Source organism: Nostoc sp. DSM 114160, from assembly GCF_053470305.1.
Genome location: NZ_JBPFGO010000003.1, coordinates 401,467 through 419,150, shown reverse-complemented (window position 1 = coordinate 419,150; position 17,684 = coordinate 401,467). Strand labels below are relative to the sequence as shown.

Annotated in this window: 20 protein-coding genes; 16 read left to right on the top strand and 4 right to left on the bottom strand. The window is 43.9% G+C overall.

The window, feature by feature from the left end; all coding sequences use genetic code 11:
- Positions 1 to 413: 413 nt before the first annotated feature.
- Positions 414 to 830, top strand: coding sequence for a response regulator (locus NSTCB13_RS27035; protein WP_445627249.1), 417 nt, complete (start codon positions 414 to 416; stop codon positions 828 to 830).
- Here NSTCB13_RS27035 and NSTCB13_RS27030 read toward each other — a convergent pair whose 3' ends face one another.
- On the bottom strand, positions 831 to 1,241 hold the full coding sequence (locus NSTCB13_RS27030) for a DUF6335 family protein (protein ID WP_448274453.1): 411 nt from the start codon (positions 1,239 to 1,241) through the stop codon (positions 831 to 833). It lies immediately after the preceding gene.
- A 472-nt stretch (positions 1,242 to 1,713) separates the two neighbouring features.
- Between NSTCB13_RS27030 and NSTCB13_RS27025 the strand changes: the two genes are divergently transcribed.
- The 6 genes from NSTCB13_RS27025 (at position 1,714) to NSTCB13_RS27000 (ending at position 7,176) form a co-directional block, all read left to right on the top strand.
- The gene (locus NSTCB13_RS27025) at positions 1,714 to 2,811 is read left to right on the top strand and encodes a DJ-1/PfpI/YhbO family deglycase/protease (RefSeq protein WP_448274452.1); all 1,098 of its coding nucleotides are present in this window, start codon (positions 1,714 to 1,716) and stop codon (positions 2,809 to 2,811) included.
- A gap of 107 nt (positions 2,812 to 2,918) precedes the next feature.
- Positions 2,919 to 3,617, top strand: coding sequence for an SRPBCC family protein (locus NSTCB13_RS27020; protein WP_322693198.1), 699 nt, complete (start codon positions 2,919 to 2,921; stop codon positions 3,615 to 3,617).
- 141 nt (positions 3,618 to 3,758) lie between these two features.
- The gene (locus NSTCB13_RS27015) at positions 3,759 to 4,928 is read left to right on the top strand and encodes a zinc-dependent alcohol dehydrogenase (protein WP_445627253.1); all 1,170 of its coding nucleotides are present in this window, start codon (positions 3,759 to 3,761) and stop codon (positions 4,926 to 4,928) included.
- Between the two features lie 62 nt (positions 4,929 to 4,990).
- Positions 4,991 to 5,380, top strand: coding sequence for a hypothetical protein (locus NSTCB13_RS27010; protein ID WP_448265892.1), 390 nt, complete (start codon positions 4,991 to 4,993; stop codon positions 5,378 to 5,380).
- A gap of 163 nt (positions 5,381 to 5,543) precedes the next feature.
- Positions 5,544 to 6,713 carry a zinc-dependent alcohol dehydrogenase gene (locus tag NSTCB13_RS27005; RefSeq protein WP_448274451.1) on the top strand — a complete coding sequence of 390 codons (1,170 nt, stop codon included), beginning with the start codon at positions 5,544 to 5,546 and terminating at the stop codon, positions 6,711 to 6,713.
- A 121-nt stretch (positions 6,714 to 6,834) separates the two neighbouring features.
- Positions 6,835 to 7,176 carry a cupin domain-containing protein gene (locus NSTCB13_RS27000; protein ID WP_445627256.1) on the top strand — a complete coding sequence of 114 codons (342 nt, stop codon included), beginning with the start codon at positions 6,835 to 6,837 and terminating at the stop codon, positions 7,174 to 7,176.
- Between the two features lie 153 nt (positions 7,177 to 7,329).
- Here NSTCB13_RS27000 and NSTCB13_RS26995 read toward each other — a convergent pair whose 3' ends face one another.
- On the bottom strand, positions 7,330 to 7,488 hold the full coding sequence (locus NSTCB13_RS26995) for a hypothetical protein (protein ID WP_448274450.1): 159 nt from the start codon (positions 7,486 to 7,488) through the stop codon (positions 7,330 to 7,332).
- A gap of 317 nt (positions 7,489 to 7,805) precedes the next feature.
- Here NSTCB13_RS26995 and NSTCB13_RS26990 point away from each other — a divergent pair, with 317 nt between their 5' ends.
- The 4 genes from NSTCB13_RS26990 to NSTCB13_RS26975 all read left to right on the top strand — a co-directional run bounded on the left by NSTCB13_RS26990 (position 7,806) and on the right by NSTCB13_RS26975 (position 12,696).
- Positions 7,806 to 8,429, top strand: coding sequence for a (2Fe-2S)-binding protein (locus NSTCB13_RS26990; RefSeq protein ID WP_099103683.1), 624 nt, complete (start codon positions 7,806 to 7,808; stop codon positions 8,427 to 8,429).
- Positions 8,416 to 9,399 carry an FAD binding domain-containing protein gene (locus NSTCB13_RS26985; RefSeq protein ID WP_448274449.1) on the top strand — a complete coding sequence of 328 codons (984 nt, stop codon included), beginning with the start codon at positions 8,416 to 8,418 and terminating at the stop codon, positions 9,397 to 9,399. The genes NSTCB13_RS26990 and NSTCB13_RS26985 overlap by 14 nt, the downstream gene beginning before the upstream one ends.
- Positions 9,396 to 11,609 carry a xanthine dehydrogenase family protein molybdopterin-binding subunit gene (locus NSTCB13_RS26980; RefSeq protein WP_448274448.1) on the top strand — a complete coding sequence of 738 codons (2,214 nt, stop codon included), beginning with the start codon at positions 9,396 to 9,398 and terminating at the stop codon, positions 11,607 to 11,609. Before NSTCB13_RS26985 ends, NSTCB13_RS26980 begins: the two co-directional genes overlap by 4 nt.
- 157 nt (positions 11,610 to 11,766) lie before the next feature.
- Entirely contained in the window at positions 11,767 to 12,696 is a 930-nt protein-coding gene (locus tag NSTCB13_RS26975) for a cation diffusion facilitator family transporter (RefSeq protein ID WP_448265887.1), read from the top strand.
- 75 nt (positions 12,697 to 12,771) lie between these two features.
- On the opposite strand, the gene NSTCB13_RS26970 is transcribed toward NSTCB13_RS26975, so the two are convergent.
- Positions 12,772 to 13,143 (bottom strand): hypothetical protein, encoded by a 372-nt coding sequence (locus NSTCB13_RS26970; protein ID WP_448270107.1) that lies wholly within the window; start codon positions 13,141 to 13,143, stop codon positions 12,772 to 12,774.
- Between the two features lie 369 nt (positions 13,144 to 13,512).
- Between NSTCB13_RS26970 and NSTCB13_RS26965 the strand changes: the two genes are divergently transcribed.
- Together NSTCB13_RS26965 and NSTCB13_RS26960 are read left to right on the top strand one after the other, a co-directional pair.
- Positions 13,513 to 13,650, top strand: a complete 138-nt coding sequence (locus NSTCB13_RS26965; protein ID WP_448274447.1) for a hypothetical protein — start codon at positions 13,513 to 13,515, stop codon at positions 13,648 to 13,650.
- 51 nt (positions 13,651 to 13,701) lie between these two features.
- Positions 13,702 to 13,911 (top strand): hypothetical protein, encoded by a 210-nt coding sequence (locus NSTCB13_RS26960; protein ID WP_448274446.1) that lies wholly within the window; start codon positions 13,702 to 13,704, stop codon positions 13,909 to 13,911.
- 77 nt (positions 13,912 to 13,988) lie between these two features.
- Here the strand turns inward: NSTCB13_RS26960 and NSTCB13_RS26955 are convergent, their stop codons facing one another.
- Complete coding sequence (locus tag NSTCB13_RS26955; protein ID WP_445627262.1) at positions 13,989 to 14,561, bottom strand: DUF3611 family protein; 573 nt, start codon at positions 14,559 to 14,561, stop codon at positions 13,989 to 13,991.
- Between the two features lie 565 nt (positions 14,562 to 15,126).
- Between NSTCB13_RS26955 and NSTCB13_RS26950 the strand changes: the two genes are divergently transcribed.
- The 3 genes from NSTCB13_RS26950 (at position 15,127) to NSTCB13_RS26940 (ending at position 17,659) form a co-directional block, all read left to right on the top strand.
- Complete coding sequence (locus tag NSTCB13_RS26950; protein ID WP_445627263.1) at positions 15,127 to 15,279, top strand: twin-arginine translocation signal domain-containing protein; 153 nt, start codon at positions 15,127 to 15,129, stop codon at positions 15,277 to 15,279.
- 140 nt (positions 15,280 to 15,419) lie between these two features.
- On the top strand, positions 15,420 to 16,097 hold the full coding sequence (locus NSTCB13_RS26945; RefSeq protein ID WP_448274445.1) for a DUF4142 domain-containing protein: 678 nt from the start codon (positions 15,420 to 15,422) through the stop codon (positions 16,095 to 16,097).
- Between the two features lie 245 nt (positions 16,098 to 16,342).
- Positions 16,343 to 17,659, top strand: coding sequence for a Gfo/Idh/MocA family protein (locus NSTCB13_RS26940; protein ID WP_448274444.1), 1,317 nt, complete (start codon positions 16,343 to 16,345; stop codon positions 17,657 to 17,659).
- The last annotated feature ends 25 nt before the right edge of the window (positions 17,660 to 17,684 follow it).

Here is a 17,684-nt window from a genome sequence, read left to right as displayed (position 1 = left end):
TTTGTCAATCAGTATTCAGAATGAGTTTTGACTCATTAATTCTGAATTATGCTGAAAATTGAGATAAGTAAAGACTTTCTAAAGACGCTTGAATTTCATTTGTACGAAGTGGTCTTCCAGTAGGAAAATAGATAAAGGAGTAGTAACCATCAAGCTATATGTTTGAAATCATGGTGTTAAATCATTTCTTATTAAAAGAGCCTGCTTCGGTATCTCATCAACATTCCGAGCATATCAATCTACTTTTGTAAATCTAAAATCTGCTCTAAAAGAAGCTCTAATGGGTGTAAAAAATAATTCGTAATTGATAATGACGCTTACGGACTCGCTAACGTAATTCGTAGTTGTAATCACTGCTTGCTCTGTACTCTCTTAATTACGAATTACGCATATAGCAAGTAAGGATAGATAAAATGTCATTTATTATGCAAACTTCTGGAACTCTTACTGGTTTAGATATCTTAGTCGTTGAGGATGATGACGATACTCGCTTTTTTATCACTACTGTCTTGGAAATGGATGGAGCAACAGTTATAGCAGTGATATCAGCAGCAGATGCACGCAATGTATTGTCTGAATTGCAACCCGATGTTTTAATTAGTGATATCGGGTTGCCTGGGGAGGATGGCTACACTTTCATCTCCAAATTTCGTGCGCTTAAAGCAAATAAATGTGGACGAGTCCCGGCTATTGCTTTAACAGCCTTTGCTGATAGTGAGGCTCGTATCCGTGCTTTGGAAGCTGGCTTTGACACTCATGTATCTAAACCGATCGCTCCAGAAGAACTAGTTGAGATAGTGGCTAATTTGGTTGCTTCTTGTAATTGGTAATTATTCTCTTCGGTCTTGATAATCTTCAGAAGATTTTGGATCTAACTCCCAGCGATCGCCATCACGATCCTCTAAAATATCGTTGGTATGCAGAAATTCCGAATCAGCCATTTCTAGCCCTACTGCTGCTTCTAAGTCCTCTGTGACATTTTGATCGGGAGTGGAAGTACTACCACCAACAGCTTCATCTCCAACTGCATCTGCATCTTGCCAATAAGCATCAACATCCCCACCAGTCAGTTCAGGACTAGTTTCTGTGTACTCGTCTCTTTCTACTTTTATTGAGCGTCCGCCAATATTGTATCCTGGCAAGTCTTTCACACCAGTACCGTAGGATTCAGTAATTTCTTGTGGCAAATCATTGGTTTTAATTTTGTCAGGATGATTTTTTTCTGCCATAATACTAGCCATTTTCTGCATTCTCACAATAACGTTTTTCTGTTACAAATTTGTCTAACTAGAGGTGTATAGCTAAGAAAATAATCTATCCCCTGGGTACGACGCTAAACTAGCGATCGCACCATAAGATTGTAGCTATGAATTCATGGTCAAGGAACTTGTAGTTGAAGTTATGAGTGAAAAGTTATCAAACCGAAATTATTCATTGGCGAACTTTTCACTCATAACTATTTCTTGTTTGGCAAAAATAGGCAAACAAAAATTAAATTTTGATGACTAAGTTTAGCATTTAACTCGTGTTCATACTTTTTAAATACATATAATGCTAAACAAACAATTAAACACTCAAACTTATTTGAGTAGTGAAGGCAGATAATATGATTGATAAGTAATTCAAAATTATTTATTAAAAAACTAATCTGTCTGTTTAACTTTTGTTGTAGTTAGTTGAAAGACTAGAGAAGTAAAAACCTAATCCCATTTTATGACTGAACAAAACAATAACTCCGGCAAGAAAAAAGTTGCTATCCTCATTGAACAAGCAGTAGAGGATGCAGAATTTACAGTTCCATATAATGGATTAAAACAAGCAGGAATAGAGGTAGTAGTCCTTGGTTCCCGAATGAATGAAAAATATAAGGGTAAACAAGGCAAACTTAGTATAGAAGCCGACGGTACCACAACGGAAGCGATCGCAGCCGAATTCGACGCAGTGGTGATTCCCGGTGGGATGGCTCCCGATAGAATGCGGCGGAACATCAACACAGTACGTTTTGTGCAAGAAGCTATCCAACAAGGAAAATTAGTCGCTGCTGTTTGTCACGGGCCACAAGTTTTAATTGAAGGCGACTTGCTCAAAGGTAAACAAGCCACTGGCTTTAGCGCTATTGCCAAAGACATGATTAACGCAGGCGCAAAATATCTAGATGAGCCATTGGTAGTTGATGGGAATTTGATTACATCTCGCGAACCTGGAGACTTGCCAATTTTCACCACAGCTATTTTGAGTCGTTTGGGTTATGGTGGCAAAGATGCGGCATTACCAAATGAAAAAGACACAAGTGCTGAATGGTGGAAGCTGGCTGATGCTTGGGGTGGCTCAACTAAAGGTGAGATCGTCAAAGGTTTAAATACTGCCCTTACTGGTGAACGTTATTCGCTAGAAACATTTGAAAACTACTTTGAAAAGGAATCAGATAGCGAAGTAAAATCAGTATTTCAAGAAATAATTGCTAATAAACAGCGCCACATTCAAAAACTGGAAACTTATCTTCAGTTATTGGGTGAAAAACCGTCTTTAGGAGCAAATATTGCTAATCAGTATGCCAAGGTAAAAACTGCCTTGACAGGAAGTGACGATATATATCAGTTACGTTCTGCATTGGGGGATGTGCAAACTGGTATCGGCGATATTGGCAATTTGTGTGCAATGTACACTGACCCAGTAGCAACAGCTATTTTCAAAGAAATTTACCACGATTTATCGAAATACGAACAGCGATTAGTAGAGTTGTATCGGACGCGGATAAGCACTCAGATTCAGCCTCCTAAGCCGACTACAGGAGCTGCTGTGTCAATGTAAGGTTTTTGAATGTAGACGGCTACCGAAGAGGCGCAAATAACACACAGATAGAAAGAAGAGGGTATTTGCGTCTTGATGGTGAATTTACAGTAATGGAGATATAAAAAGTGACTTCAACATCAGGGGATAAATCAAGTACAAACCAGCCAGAAGCTAGTGAAGTAGAGCGTTGGGCATCCCTTATCGGTGGCGGTGCGATGGTGCTGATGGGTTTAAGGCAAGGTTCATTGCGAGGAGCGCTGACAGCTTTAGCTGGTGGCGGTTTGCTTTATCAAGGTGCAACCAAGCAAAGCACAATCCAGAAAGCACAGGAAGCAATAGGTCTAAACCAGCCCATCAAAGTTGAAAAGACGGTAACTATCAATAAATCGGCAGAAGAATTGTATCGCTTTTGGCACGACTTTGAGAATTTGCCTACATTTATGAAGCATCTTAAATCTGTCAAGGTGTACAACGAAAAACGTTCTCATTGGATTGCCAATGCACCTTTGGATAATACAGTAGAATGGGATGCAGATATTCTCGAAGATCGAGAAAATGAATTTATTTCTTGGGCATCTGTAGAAGGTGCAGATGTTGATAATTCTGGTTTTGTTCGCTTTAAAAAAGCACCAGGCGATCGCGGCACGGAAGTCAAGGTTGTTTTGGAGTATAACCCACCAGGCGGAGCATTAGCAGCTACCGTAGCTAAACTTTTTGGCGAAGAACCAGAACAGCAAATTGGTGATGAATTGCGCCGCTTCAAAATGCTAATGGAAGCAGGCGAAATTGCCACCACCGAAGGTCAACCTTCTGGACGCAGCTAGTTATTTGTTCTTTGTCCTTTGTCATTTGTCCTTTGCCTAAAGCGAATGACCAATGACTAATAATTCGGCTTTGCCCTTCGACTACGCTCAGGACAAGCTCAGTACAAGTGACTAATGACCAATGACTAAGGACTAATAATTATGAAAGCAGTCTGCTGGAACGGTGCTAATGATGTGCGGGTGCAGTCGGTACCAGATCCGACAATTCTTAACCCGCGTGATGCGATTATTAAAATTACTTCCACGGCGATTTGTGGCTCCGATCTACATATTTATGGCGGCTATATTCCCACAGTGCAACAGGGTGACATTATTGGTCACGAATTCATGGGAGAAGTCGTGGAAGTTGGTAGAGGAGTCAACAATTTAAAAATAGGCGATCGCGTTGTTGTTCCTTCCACAATTGGCTGTGGTAATTGCCATTATTGCCAACGTGATATGTGGTCATTGTGCGATAATTCCAATCCCAACGGTTGGATTCAAGAAAAATTATTTGGCAATATCACCTCAGCTATTTATGGCTACTCCCATATGTTAGGTGGTTATGCAGGGGCACAAGCAGAATATATCCGTGTACCCTTTGCTGATGTGGGTGTTGTCAAAGTTCCGCCAGATTTGCCGGATGAGATGTTGTTATTCATCTCCGACGCTATCCCCACAGGTTATATGGGTGCAGAGTTATGCGATATCCAACCGGGTGATACTGTAGCCGTTTGGGGTTGCGGTGCTGTTGGACAGTTTGCGATGATTAGCGCCTACATGATGGGAGCCGAAAAAGTGATCGCTATAGATCGCTTTCCCGAACGCCTGGAAATGGCGAAAAAGTTTGCCAAAGCAGAAGTGATTAACTACGAAGAAGTTAATGCTGGCGAAGCGTTGAAAGAGATGACTGGTGGTCGTGGCCCCGATGCTTGCATCGATGCAGTGGGTTTAGAAGCACACGGTGTTGGTTTAGAAGACTTCTACGACCAGACAAAACAAAAGCTCAGATTGGAAACCGACCGTCCCCATGTTTTGCGGGAAATGATGGTCGCCTGTCGTAAAGGCGGGACTCTTTCAATTATGGGTGTTTATGGTGGTTTTGTAGACAAAATACCATTGGGTGCAGCCTTTAATAAGGGTCTAACCTTTAGGATGGGACAAATGCATGGACAAAAATATATGCATTCGTTATTGCAAATGATTTTGGATGGAAAACTCGATCCATCCTTTGTTGTCACCCATCAATTGCCTCTAGAACAAGCACCCCACGCCTACCACATCTTTCAACAAAAAAAGGATAACTGTATCAAAGTTGTTCTTAAACCCTGAATGGGGAATAGTCATTCAGTGTTTTGAATTGTACACCCAAGATAATCTAATTGAGGTTTTTTATGAATCGAGTAATTTCATGGCTGCGGAATATTCGCATTTCCCAAATCGTTGTAGTTTTCCTCGTAGGATTTATGTTCTTACTGGGTCAGGCTTTTAGCTACGTTGATGTAGCACAAGCTGATGTTAAAAGTCCAGAGGGTACTTATTACAAAGGAGCACCAAATGGGCAAGGTGAAATTAGAAACGATACCCAAATCAATAATACCCAAAAATCACAAAATCCAATAAAAGGCGCTGTTGATAATATCCGCGAAAAATTAAACTTGGATGAAAAAACTCCTGAAGCTACAAAAGAGTTTTTCGATCCTAGTACAAATAGAAGCGCAGATAAAACTTCATCATATGAAGGAAGTAGAGAAGGTTATTATCGCACTCCTTCTAGTAACTAACTCAGAGATAGCAGCTAAACGGTTAGCAAATCTTGAGTCGAATACTTGAATAACTTTTTAGCGGTTACTGAGACGCGATAACTATCGCGTCTCAAAATTAAGATAAATCCAGGATTTATCTTAATACGAACGAGCCAGAAATTATAAATAAGGACTAAATATTATGAAAGCAGTTTGCTGGCATGGAGCAAACGATGTGCGGGTTGATACAGTTCCCGATCCCAAAATTCTTAACCCACGCGATGCCATTGTTAAAATTACTTCGACGGCAATTTGTGGTTCAGATTTGCATATTTATGACGGCTACATTCCTACCATGCAAAAGGGCGATATCCTTGGTCATGAATTCATGGGGGAAGTCGTAGAACTGGGAAGTGCGGTTAAAAATGTGAATATAGGCGATCGCGTCGTTGTTCCCTTCACCATCTCTTGCGGTAGCTGCTTTTTCTGCAATCGGGATTTATGGTCACTGTGCGATAACTCTAACCCCAATGCTTGGTTAGTAGAAAAGCAAATGGGACATTCGCCAGCAGGTCTATTTGGCTACTCTCATTTATTCGGCGGTTACGCTGGCGGTCAAGCAGAGTATGCAAGAGTACCTTTTGCCGATGTAGGCTTGTTCAAAATTCCCGATGGTTTAACGGATGAGCAAGTGCTATTTCTAACAGATATTTTTCCCACAGGCTACATGGCAGCCGAGAACTGCAATATTAAACCCGGTGATATTGTCGCCGTTTGGGGTTGTGGGCCAGTCGGACAATTCGCCATTAAAAGCGCATATATGCTAGGTGCAGAACGGGTAATCGCTTTTGACCGGGTTCCCGAACGTTTGCAAATGGCTAAAGAATACGGCAAAGCTGAAGTTCTCAACTACGAAGAAGTGAATATTGGCGAAGCACTCAAAGAAATGACTGGCGGTCGCGGCCCCGATGCTTGCATTGATGCAGTAGGAATGGAGGCACACGGCACAGATTTTATGGCGATGTACGACCAGGTAAAGCAAGCAGTACGTTTAGAAACAGATCGACCGACGGCATTACGGCAAGTAATAGTATCTGCTGCTAAAGGTGGTCACGTATCACTTGCGGGTGTGTACGGTGGCTTTTTAGATAAAATCCCAATGGGTGCTGCCATGAACAAGGGATTAACCTTCAAAATGGGACAAACGAATGTCCACAAGTATCTAAAACCTTTGCTAGAACACATCCAAAACGGTGAAATCGATCCAACTTTTATTATCACCCATACTTTACCTCTAGAACAAGCGCCCCACGGTTACGAGATTTTTAAGCACAAGAAAGATAACTGTATCAAAGTTGTACTCAAACCGTAATGGGGAATAGGGAATAGTTTTTCAATGTCTAATGCTTAATCTTTACTCTCCAATAGCTAATACCTAACCTTCGATGTTTGATTAAATAATCAAAGTTTAAAAGTAGAAAGAGGCAGAAAATATGTCTGATACAACCGTTATCAAAGTAGACTCTAGCCATTCCCCTAAAGGCCAACTCGGTCAGAAATATCTTGCATCTGGCAAAACCATTTCTATGCGCCTATGGGAAAATGAGGAACCGAACGAACCTAAAGAGCCAACAGCACGGGAATATGAAACTGTTGGTTATGTAATTGCTGGTCGTGCAGAATTGCATATTGAAGGGCAAACGATTTTACTAGAACCTGGGAGTTCTTGGGTAGTAGCAAAAGGAGCTAGTCACACCTATAAAATTTTAGAATCATTTACTGCTGTTGAAGCAACTAGTCCACCTGCTCAAGTTCACGGGCGAGACGAAAACTGATTTGCGATCGCTCCCTAAAAACCTATAGCCGCTTTCAATGACATGGAATATAAAGCATTCGTAGGGGAACAATATTCTTGTTCTCCTTTTTACTGTGCTTTGCAGCTTAGAGGTTGTTTTAAAAGTGTTTGGCTGAACCTCCCCTTTATAAGGCTACGGTGTACACACAAGTCTCTCGACCTGCACCTTTGATGCATCGACCTGCACCTTTGATGCATTGACCTGCACCTTTGATGCATCGACCTGCACCTTTGATGCATTGACCTGCACCTTTGATGCATTGACCTGCACCTTTGTTGCATTGACCTGCAAAAATTAACCCACCCTACGTTACATAGCAACTTTAAAAGATTTGTGTGTACGCTGTAGCTTTTATAAGCAAAGGGTTAGAGTGGGGTGCAATGACTGGGGGAATCATAACTAATTACCCGGACTTGATATCTATTTTGAGAATTCTAGATAATACTTATGGCATAAATCTTCTGATAGAGAGACATAATCAGATGAAATTGTATTCTATTAACAATGTCTTTTTAGAGAAAATGCTTCTCAGAAAATCTGGTTTTCTATCAATAATTTTAGTAATAATTACTCAATATTTTTAACAAAAACAAAATGGAGCGAACTAAATGAGGTTTGTCTTAAGACGCCGCAAGCTGGGTCAATTGATGGTCTTCAGCACAGTAGCGGCGACGATCGCTAATTTTGTAGAGAAAGCGGTAGCAGAAACTCAAGTAAAAAAAACTACTCCTATGTTGGCAACTTCCACTTCTGAAACTGTGAAGGTGACGCTACAAGTGAATGGAACACCACATAGTTTACAGATTGAACCGCGTGTTACCTTACTTGATGCACTTCGGGAATATCTAGGATTAATTGGTACTAAAAAAGGTTGCGATCATGGTCAGTGTGGTGCTTGCACGGTACTGGTTGATGGACAACGAATTAATTCGTGCCTGACATTTGCAATTATGCACACCGACGCAAAAATCACAACTATTGAAGGGTTGGAACAAGGAAATAATCTGCATCCGATGCAAGCCGCGTTTCTGTCCCGCGATGCGTTTCAATGCGGCTACTGCACGCCAGGACAGATTTGTTCGGCAGTGGGTTTGGTGAATGAGGGACACGCCAAGTCAGATGCCGACATTCGCGAACTCATGAGCGGCAATATCTGCCGTTGCGGTGCTTATCCAAATATCGTGGCTGCTGTCCGCGATGTCTTAGAGGGAAAAAAAGATGCAGCCGTTTAGCTATAAAAGAGCGGGACAAGCAGAGAATGCCGTGGCTTTGGTTACTCCAGAGGTGGAAGCTGCTTACTTGGCAGGGGGTACGAGCTTAATTGATTTAATGAAGCTGAATGTACAAACGCCAAAACAGTTAGTTGACATTAACCCACTACCGTTAACCAAGATAGAAGTACAGGGTAATGGCGTGCGGATTGGAGCAATGGCAAGCAATAGCGACGTTGCTTATAATCCGATAATTCAGGAGCGTTACCCGGTGCTGTCGGAGGCGTTGCTGTCTGGGGCATCACCGCAACTGCGAAATATGGCAAGTGTAGGCGGAAATTTACTACAACGTACCCGTTGTTATTATTTCCGCGATACTTCAATGCCCTGCAATAAGCGCGTTCCTGGTTCAGGTTGTCCGGCAATTGAGGGTTATAACCGGATTCACGCGATTCTTGGCGGTAGCGATCGCTGTATTGCCACCCATCCTTCTGATATGGCGGTGGCAATGGTGGCACTCGATGCCGTTGTGCAAACACGCGGGCCGAGAGGAGAGCGCAGTATTCCGTTGGTAGATTTTCATCTTCTACCTGGCGAAACTCCAGAAAGAGAAACGGTTCTAGAACACGGAGAGTTAATTGTTGCCGTTGATTTACCTGCTTTAAACTTCGCAAGGCGATCGCACTATTTAAAAGTCCGCGATCGCGCCTCTTATGCCTTTGCGATGACATCGGTTGCGGCAGCATTAGATATTCAAAATGGAATTATTCGCTCGGTACGCATTGCACTAGGTGGCGTGGGCACAAAGCCTTGGCGTGCCTTGGAAGCAGAAAAAGCACTTTTGAACAAGCCAGCCAATCAGGCAACATTTCAAGCAGCCGCGGACGCTGCGATCGCCGGCGCTAAACCTCAAAAATACAACGGCTTTAAAGTCGAACTGACTAAACGCACAATTGTGAAGGCGCTGACAACGGTGGGAGGGATGGCATGAATACAGGGGATAAAAATACAGTTGTCGGCAAACCGCTCAATCGAGTTGATGGATATCTGAAGGTAACAGGCGGCGCACGTTACGCGGCTGAGTTTCCAGTAGCAAAAATGACTTATGGCGTGACAATTCAAAGTGCGATCGCCAAAGGTAAAATTGCCCAAATCGATACCAAGGCGGCGGAACAAGTACCGGGTGTATTAGCAGTAATTACCCACCTCAACGCGCCCAAAGCTGATGGAGAAAAGGGTGGCGGTCGCAAGCTGCAAGTGCTACAAGATAACATTGTCCTGTATAGCGGTCAGCATATTGGTGTTGTGGTTGCCGATACCTTTGAACGAGCGATGTATGCTGCTTCGCTAGTGCAAGTCCGCTATGACCAAGAGAAACCAACCATTAATATGCGGGAAAACCTCACTAAGGCATACTTGCCTAAAGGTAAAATCCCTAGAGAGGAACCGCCCGATTTAGCGCACGGCAATGTCAACCAGGGACTAGCGGCGGCGGCTGTCCGCGTCGAGCAAACCTATACCACCCCAGTAGAAAATCACAATCCGATGGAGCCTCATGCCACAACAGCAGTTTGGCAAGGCGATGAACTGCTGCTGTATGACGCAACTCAGGGAATCTTTCAGGCTCAACAAAAAGTTGCAGGGGTATTAGGAATTGAGCCTGAGAAAGTCCGCATTATGTCTTACTTTGTGGGCGGTGGCTTCGGTTGCAAAGGATCGGCTTGGTCGCATGTGCCAATAGCGGCGATGGCAGCACGGCAGGTTAATCGCCCAGTGAAATTAGTTTTGGGACGCATACAGATGTATGGGCCTGTGGGCTTTCGACCGGAGACAATTCAACAGGTTTCTTTAGGTGCAACCCGCGATGGCAAATTGACTGCTCTGCGACACGCCGGGATTTCGCAAACTTCAACTTTCGATGAATTTATCGAACCTGTTGGTAAAAGCGCCCGGATGCTTTACGCTAGCCCAAATATCGAAACTAGCCACCATCTGGTTGAGATCGATCAAGGAACACCTACCTTTATGCGCGCCCCAGGCGAAGCTTCTGGGTCGTTCGCTTTAGAATCGGCAATGGACGAACTAGCTTATGCACTTAATATCGATCCGGTGGAACTGCGTTTGCGTAACCATGCTGATGTCGATCCTAGTAAAGGACTGCCTTGGTCGAGCAAGTCACTGATCCAGTGCTACAGATTAGGAGCAGAAAAGTTTGGCTGGCAAAAGCGCAATCCTCAGCCTCGTTCGATGCGAGATGGCAACTATTTAATTGGTTGGGGGATGGCGACAGCTACTTATCCTACTAACCGTTCTCCAGCATCAGCGATCGCCCGAATTATGGCAGACGGTACAGCCGTTGTACAGAGCGGTTCGCAAGATATTGGTACGGGAACTTATACTGTGATGACTCAAGTTGCAGCTGAAGCACTCGGTTTACCAGTTGAGAAAGTTCGGTTTGAACTAGGCGATACCAAGATGCCACAAACCCCCGTTTCTGGTGGTTCGCAAACCGCCGCCAGTGTCAGTTCAGCCGTGCATCTAGCGGGAAATCAAGCACGCAGTCAGCTTTTGCAACTAGCACTTGCCGATCGAAAATCACCCCTTTATAGTTCAAAGGCTGAGGATGTGATTGCCGAAAATGGCAGCTTTTTCTTAAAGAATAAATCCTCTGCCAGCGAAACATATCAGGCAATCTTGGCACGGCATGGAAAGAAAATGATTGAAGCGCGTGCAGATGCCAAGCTGGGAGAAGAACAAGAAAAGTTCTCAATGCACTCATTTGGAGCGCAGTTTGCCGAAGTACGCGTTGAGCCTGATTTGGGCGAAGTGCGAATATCGCGCTGGGTGGGAACTTTTGGCGTTGGACGCATCCTCAATGCTAAAACAGCCAACAGTCAGCTGATTGGTGGGATTATTTATGGTATTGGCATGGCGCTAATGGAACACACAGTAACAGACCCCAATCTAGGACGCGTTGTCAACCATGATTTAGCTGAGTATCACGTACCAGTGAATGCAGACGTTCCCGATATTCAGGTGTTGTTTGTCGATGAACGCGATCCACATATCAACCCGCTTGGTGTCAAAGGAATTGGTGAAATTGGCATTACCGGCACTGCGGCAGCGATCGCTAACGCTGTCTATCATGCCACAGGTAAGCGCATCCGCGATTTGCCAATTACCTTAGACAAACTGCTGTAAATATGGCGATCGCAACACTTGTAGAGACGCGATTTATCGCGTCTTGAATTTATAGCGTATTAAAATACCAATCAGTAGAATACTCAAGATTGATGACCAGTCAAGTAAAATTTGGTACTCTTATCTCGGAATCACTGTAATTACGTCCGCGACCGAGATGAGTAGTCGAACAGCCCGATCCTACGCTTTCTTATCGATTGCAGCAGCAATCATCACTATTGCCCTAAAATTTGGCGCTTACCTGCTAACCGGGTCAATAGGTTTGCTCTCAGATGCTATTGAGTCAATTGTAAATCTCGTGGCAGCATTGGTTGCTCTCTGGGCATTGACCTATGCTGATAAACCAGCCGATGCCGAACACGCCTTTGGGCATTCTAAAGCCGAATACTTCTCCAGTGGTGCAGAAGGTGCGTTGATTATAGTGGCAGCCATTAGCATTGCTGTTGAAGCTTGGGGACGCTTGCTGCATCCAGAACCATTAACACAACTGGGATTAGGGTTGGCACTCTCCCTCTTTGCAACCGCAATCAACGGCGTTGTTGCCTTTATTTTGCTACGAGCAGGGCGACGGTTGCGTTCCATTACACTGAGGGCTGATGCTCACCATCTGTTTACCGATGTAGTAACTTCGGCTGGTGTAGTAGTTGGAATCTTTCTCGTCAAAGTAACAGGCACTCTCGTACTCGATCCAATTGTTGCGCTGATAGTAGCAGCAAATATTACTTGGACAGGATTTCGTTTGCTGCGGGAAACCGGTAGCGCCTTACTGGATGCAGCTTTGCCTAAAAAAGAAATTGACGCAATTAAGAGCATCCTTAACGAGTACAAAGGTCAAGACATCCAGTTTCATGCCTTGCGAACCCGTACTGCTGGAACCCGTCGCTTTGTTTCCTTTCATGTTCTCGTGCCTGGATCTTGGACAGTGCAACAAGGACATGATTTGTGTGAGGCAATTGAGCTGGCTATTGTTCGGGTGCTGCCTTCAACCCACGTTACAACTCATCTAGAACCTGTAGAAGATCCAGTTTCTTGGGAAGATTTGGAGTTGGAGCGTTTGAGCAATCAGCAAATGCAAGATATGAAATAAGAGATTAATTGCTAGCGATCGCACTCATAAATTACAACACATAATACTGCAAATGCGATCGCTTCCAATAGGGGGTTACGCCATCGCAACTTGCTTTTTCCGCGAAGGACGCTTGCGGTCTGATTTTTTCTTCAATCCCACAGCTTGGGCTTGATCGCTATCTGAGCCATATTGCCCGCGTACAACTTCTTTCATCGCTAATACGGCATTATGAAATTCCCACTCTGCTAATCGCGCAGCATCAGCAGCAGCACGGTATAAAGCTAGTTTCTCGGTTTCGGTTTGTTGAGAAATCAACATTGCTTGATAAGCTTCCTGTAAATTAGCAGCCGAGGCATCAGCACGAGTTGTATTGTAAGTGCTGACGGTTTGTAAACCGTGGAATGAGTCAATATCTTGACTAATCAGTTGAGGACGCAAACGGTTTGTTGTATTTTGGGGAGGCATATCTGCATACTTAGTAAGTTATACATTTAATGTACCCATTACAACAAAAAAAGCTATCAGTAAGATGAACTTTTCAGATAGGGCAAGGTTAGAAAGGATAGTTTAAGATAACAGGTCGATGTATTGGCATAACAGACCGATGTATTAACATAACAGACCGATGTATTGGCATAACAGACCGATGTATTGGCATAACAGACCGATGTATTAACATAACAGACCGATGTATTGGCATAACAGACCGATGTATTAACATAACAGACCGATGTATTGGCATTGCAGACCGATGCAATTACAAAACCGTAAGACGACACTAAAAACCACGAGGAGCATTAAAATTTCTAACACTCTAAAGCTGAAGTGTCACTAGTGGGAATACAATCAAAAAATTATACAGTTTTTGACCCTGTTGAACAGGGACACCTGTTTGGTGATGTTCCAGCATTGTTCTTGGTAGCGATCGTCCTTGGCTTTTTAGCGCCCCGCAAAGTAGTGTCAAGTACATAAACAGGCTACCCCTACGCTCTATTCTTTACTGTACTTTAGATATGAGGGGGCATGAAAATCGAACCGCAAAGAGCGCAAAGAAAGATAGAAGAAGGAGCGATCGCATCTCTCATAAACTGCAACACCGAATACTGCGAATGCGTAAGCGTAGCCAGCACTTCTCTACGAGACGCTGCGCGAACGACTACGCTCTGTTACCACCGTAGGCATCGCCGAAACGATGAAACCTCAATCATGCGATTGGCGATCGCTAATTTCTAAACTCAATTAAGTTGATTAACTTGCGATCCCTTCCAGCAGGCGGTTACGCCATCGCAACTGACTTTTTGCTTTGGTGACTATTGCTCTAACCAGTTAAGCAGCCCAAGTGAAGTAGCGCCTCCGACAAAGTGAGCGCCAATCAGATTGACATTGGCCAAAACCACAAAAATATCTAGAGACCGAATGACATTTTCAGGTCTATAGACTCCTATTGTTTGAGGCAGAGCTAGCGTTTTCGCTAATACAGCAATAACAGTCACTTCAGATGCTAGAAAAGCTAAAAATAGCCCTATAAAACTAACAATTAGCCCAATTTGTAATACTTGAATTACATCCTGTTTACTTGGATGTAATTCTCGATTAGGCAACTGTAAAAGTTTGTTTAAACGCCTGTAGCGGTTCATCCAGTAGAGCCGGAAACACAGCACTAAAATTCCAATAATGCCCAAAAATACTCCAAAACCCATAACCGAATTTGTCGTTGTTTGGGCAGCGACGTTACGGCTAAATATAGCCAGTAACAAAGCCAAGATAGAAACAGTGCCTAATGCTAACTGTACCCAAAAACTAATTGGTCTTACTACACCGAAAGTGGCTGCAAATTTTCGTTTGGTTGGTACAGGTAAGTATGAATTTAGGTCATTTGTCATCTTTCTTCTCCTAAAACTTACGCCAATTGATCGTTGCAATCGAAACCTCTACGCGCTGCCTACGTAGATACTTATCGAAGAAGGCTTTTACCCGGATTTCTCACCGATGCTCAAGGTCTTTGCTTGTGCATGGGAGCATACTTCGACTCCTTTCGACTTCGCTCAAGGCAAGTCGCTCAGTAACCGGGGGAGCAGAGGAGAGTTATTGTACAAGTTCTTTCCCCTCTGCCCCTTCCCTCTAGCTTGTGAGAAATGCGGGTTTTGCTCTATTGTCTGCGGCAGTGCCAAAGTCACTATACCCAGCACCTTGAGCATAGTTAGCGGATAACGCCCACTAACTATTCTCCCACACCTTTTTTCGTTCACCCTTGTAAATGCATTGGCTTGCATTAGGAATACATCAACTTGCATTATGAATGCATCTATTTGCATTAAGAATGCATCGGCTTGTATTGTGAATGCATCTTGCGGAATATATTTAAAAGCACACCTTAGCTAGAGTCTCTGCATCAGCTAGCAGTGATAATATACGGCTCATTCCTGTTGGTGCTTGTAGGAGACAATTATGGAAATCAGTAGACGCAGCTTGTTAAAAACTGCTTCTGCTTCGGGATTAGTGGCAGCAGGACTTGCAGTTTCGGAAGGATTTTTGCAACCACTCCTCGCCCAAACAGAACTCAACCAGATAATATCCCTGCATTCAATCGAGAAATCTTGAATCCATTTACACAATTTGCACCAGCGGCATCTGCTTCACATTAATCGGCTTTGTTTGTAGTTTACTCAACTGTGCGATCGCGCTTAGTTTTCATTCAACGTTTCAAAAAAATATAGCTTTATCCAAGGAGAACACTAATTATGTCCAATTTCAAAATATTTTCTACTGGTATAGTAGCGATCGCTTTATCTCTGGCGACTGGTTGCACACCGACTACTCCGCACGACCAGACTACATCTGAAGTTCCAGCTGCTGTACCTGTACAAGGAACTGAGAGTCCATCCCCAACTGTATCACCAACTACCTCACCAACTCCATCAGGGCAAAATAACCTCAGTTCGGCAGACAGAAAGTTCATAACTGAAGCCGCTCAAGGTGGTTTAGCAGAAGTCCAACTAGGACAACTAGCATCACAACGTGGAACTAGCGATGCGGTAAAACAGTATGGACAGCGTATGGTTCAAGATCATACCCTGGCAAATAATCAACTCAAACAGTTAGCGACTCAAAAAGGTATCACGCTGCCAACTACTATTGGCGCCAAAAATCAGCAAGTAAAGCAACGTTTATCCAAACTTTCTGGTGCTAGGTTCGATCGCCAATATTTGAATCAGATGCTTCAAGATCATGAAAAAGATGTCTCTCTATTTCAAACTGAAGCTGAACAAGGACAAGATGCAGACGTGAAAACATTTGCCGGTCAAACTCTACCAATTCTCCAAGACCACCTGCAAGAAGTTCGTTCCCTTATTAATCCTGGAAGTTCAACTAGCACCCCAACTCCAACTAGCACCCCAACTCCAACCACTACCCCGTAAGGCAATAGAGTTCAGTTAAGCATTTCTTCTTTCTCTTTATATCGGCTGCGCGTACTCTTGCAAAGAAGCAAGCTACGCGTAGCGTTTTGTAGAGCAGGAGTGGCGTAAAGCGTATGTGGGACAAACGTTTGAGCTTAAATTGACCAATGAGCAATGATGTGCAACGACGAGAGATGTGGTTCAAATACATGAAAACTGCTGTCAGCCCAAAATTTAATTATTAAGAAGAATTTTAAGGAACCACGATGTCTAAATTGTTTAAAGGAAAAATTTCTCGTCGTCAGATTCTGACTACAACTGGATTAGGAGCCGTTTCAGCCGCCGCAATTGGTAGTATGGGCGAAGAGGTTACTGCCCAACAGCCAACAGCACAAGCCACTCCCCGCGGAGGCGAGTTGCCGCCTCAGATTAAGTTTGCGCCCATCTCAGAAAAAACTGAGGTTGATACAGGTGGCCCACCAACTGCATTACCTCCAGAGCGACGTTTGGGATTTGCGATCGTTGGACTTGGCAGACTGACATTAGAAGAAATCATGCCTGCGTTTGCAGAATGTAAACTAGCAAAGCCAACTGCATTAGTTAGTGGTGATGCTGCCAAAGCAAATCTTGTTGCCCAGCAGTATGGCATTAAACCGCAGAACGTTTACAACTATCAGAATTACGACAATCTCCGCAACAATCCAGACGTTGATGTGATTTATATTGTACTGCCTAACAGTATGCACCGGGAATATACGGTGCGGGGTGCAAAAGCTGGAAAGCATATTCTGTGTGAAAAGCCAATGGCAACCACAGTCGAAGATGCTCAACAGATGATCGACGCGTGCAAACAAGCCAATCGCAAGCTAATGATTGCTTATCGCTGCCAATATGAGCCGCACCATCGCGCCATGATTGGGATGATCCGTAACAAAGAATTGGGAACTGTGAAGGTGATTCAGGCAGATAACGGACAAAACCAGGGAGGTGACTTAAATCAGTGGCGATTGAAACGCGCCTTAGCTGGAGGTGGCTCTTTACCGGATGTGGGAATTTATTGCTTGAATGCAACTCGCTATTTAACAGGAGAGGAACCGATCGCAATTAGCGCCCAAATCTTCAGTACTCCCGGCGATCCGCGCTTTAAAGAAGTTGAAGAAAGTGTCACCTTCCAGTTGCGCTTTCCCAGTGGCATACTAGGAATTTGCTCCACTAGCTACGGCTTTCACGAAGGGCGTCGGTTTCGCGTTTTCGGCTCTGATGCTTGGGGACAACTCGATCCGGCGTTCTCCTACAACGGTTTGCGAATGATGATTTCGCGCAAATCGCCAACCAACAGCATGGCAGAAAATATTAGCGAAGTGCGCATAGGCGAGAAGAATCAGTTTGCCTTAGAAATCGATCACATGGCAGATTGTGTGATTCAGAATAAACAACCCCATACGCCTGGTGAAGAAGGTTTGCAAGACCAAAAACTAATGGCGTTGATTTACGAAGCGGCACAAACAGGTAAAACGATTACCTTACCTCGTGTGTCAGGATTAGATACCACTCGTGGCCCCGCTCCTCGAATGCTGAAGTAATATGTGCATACCCCCGCATTTCTCA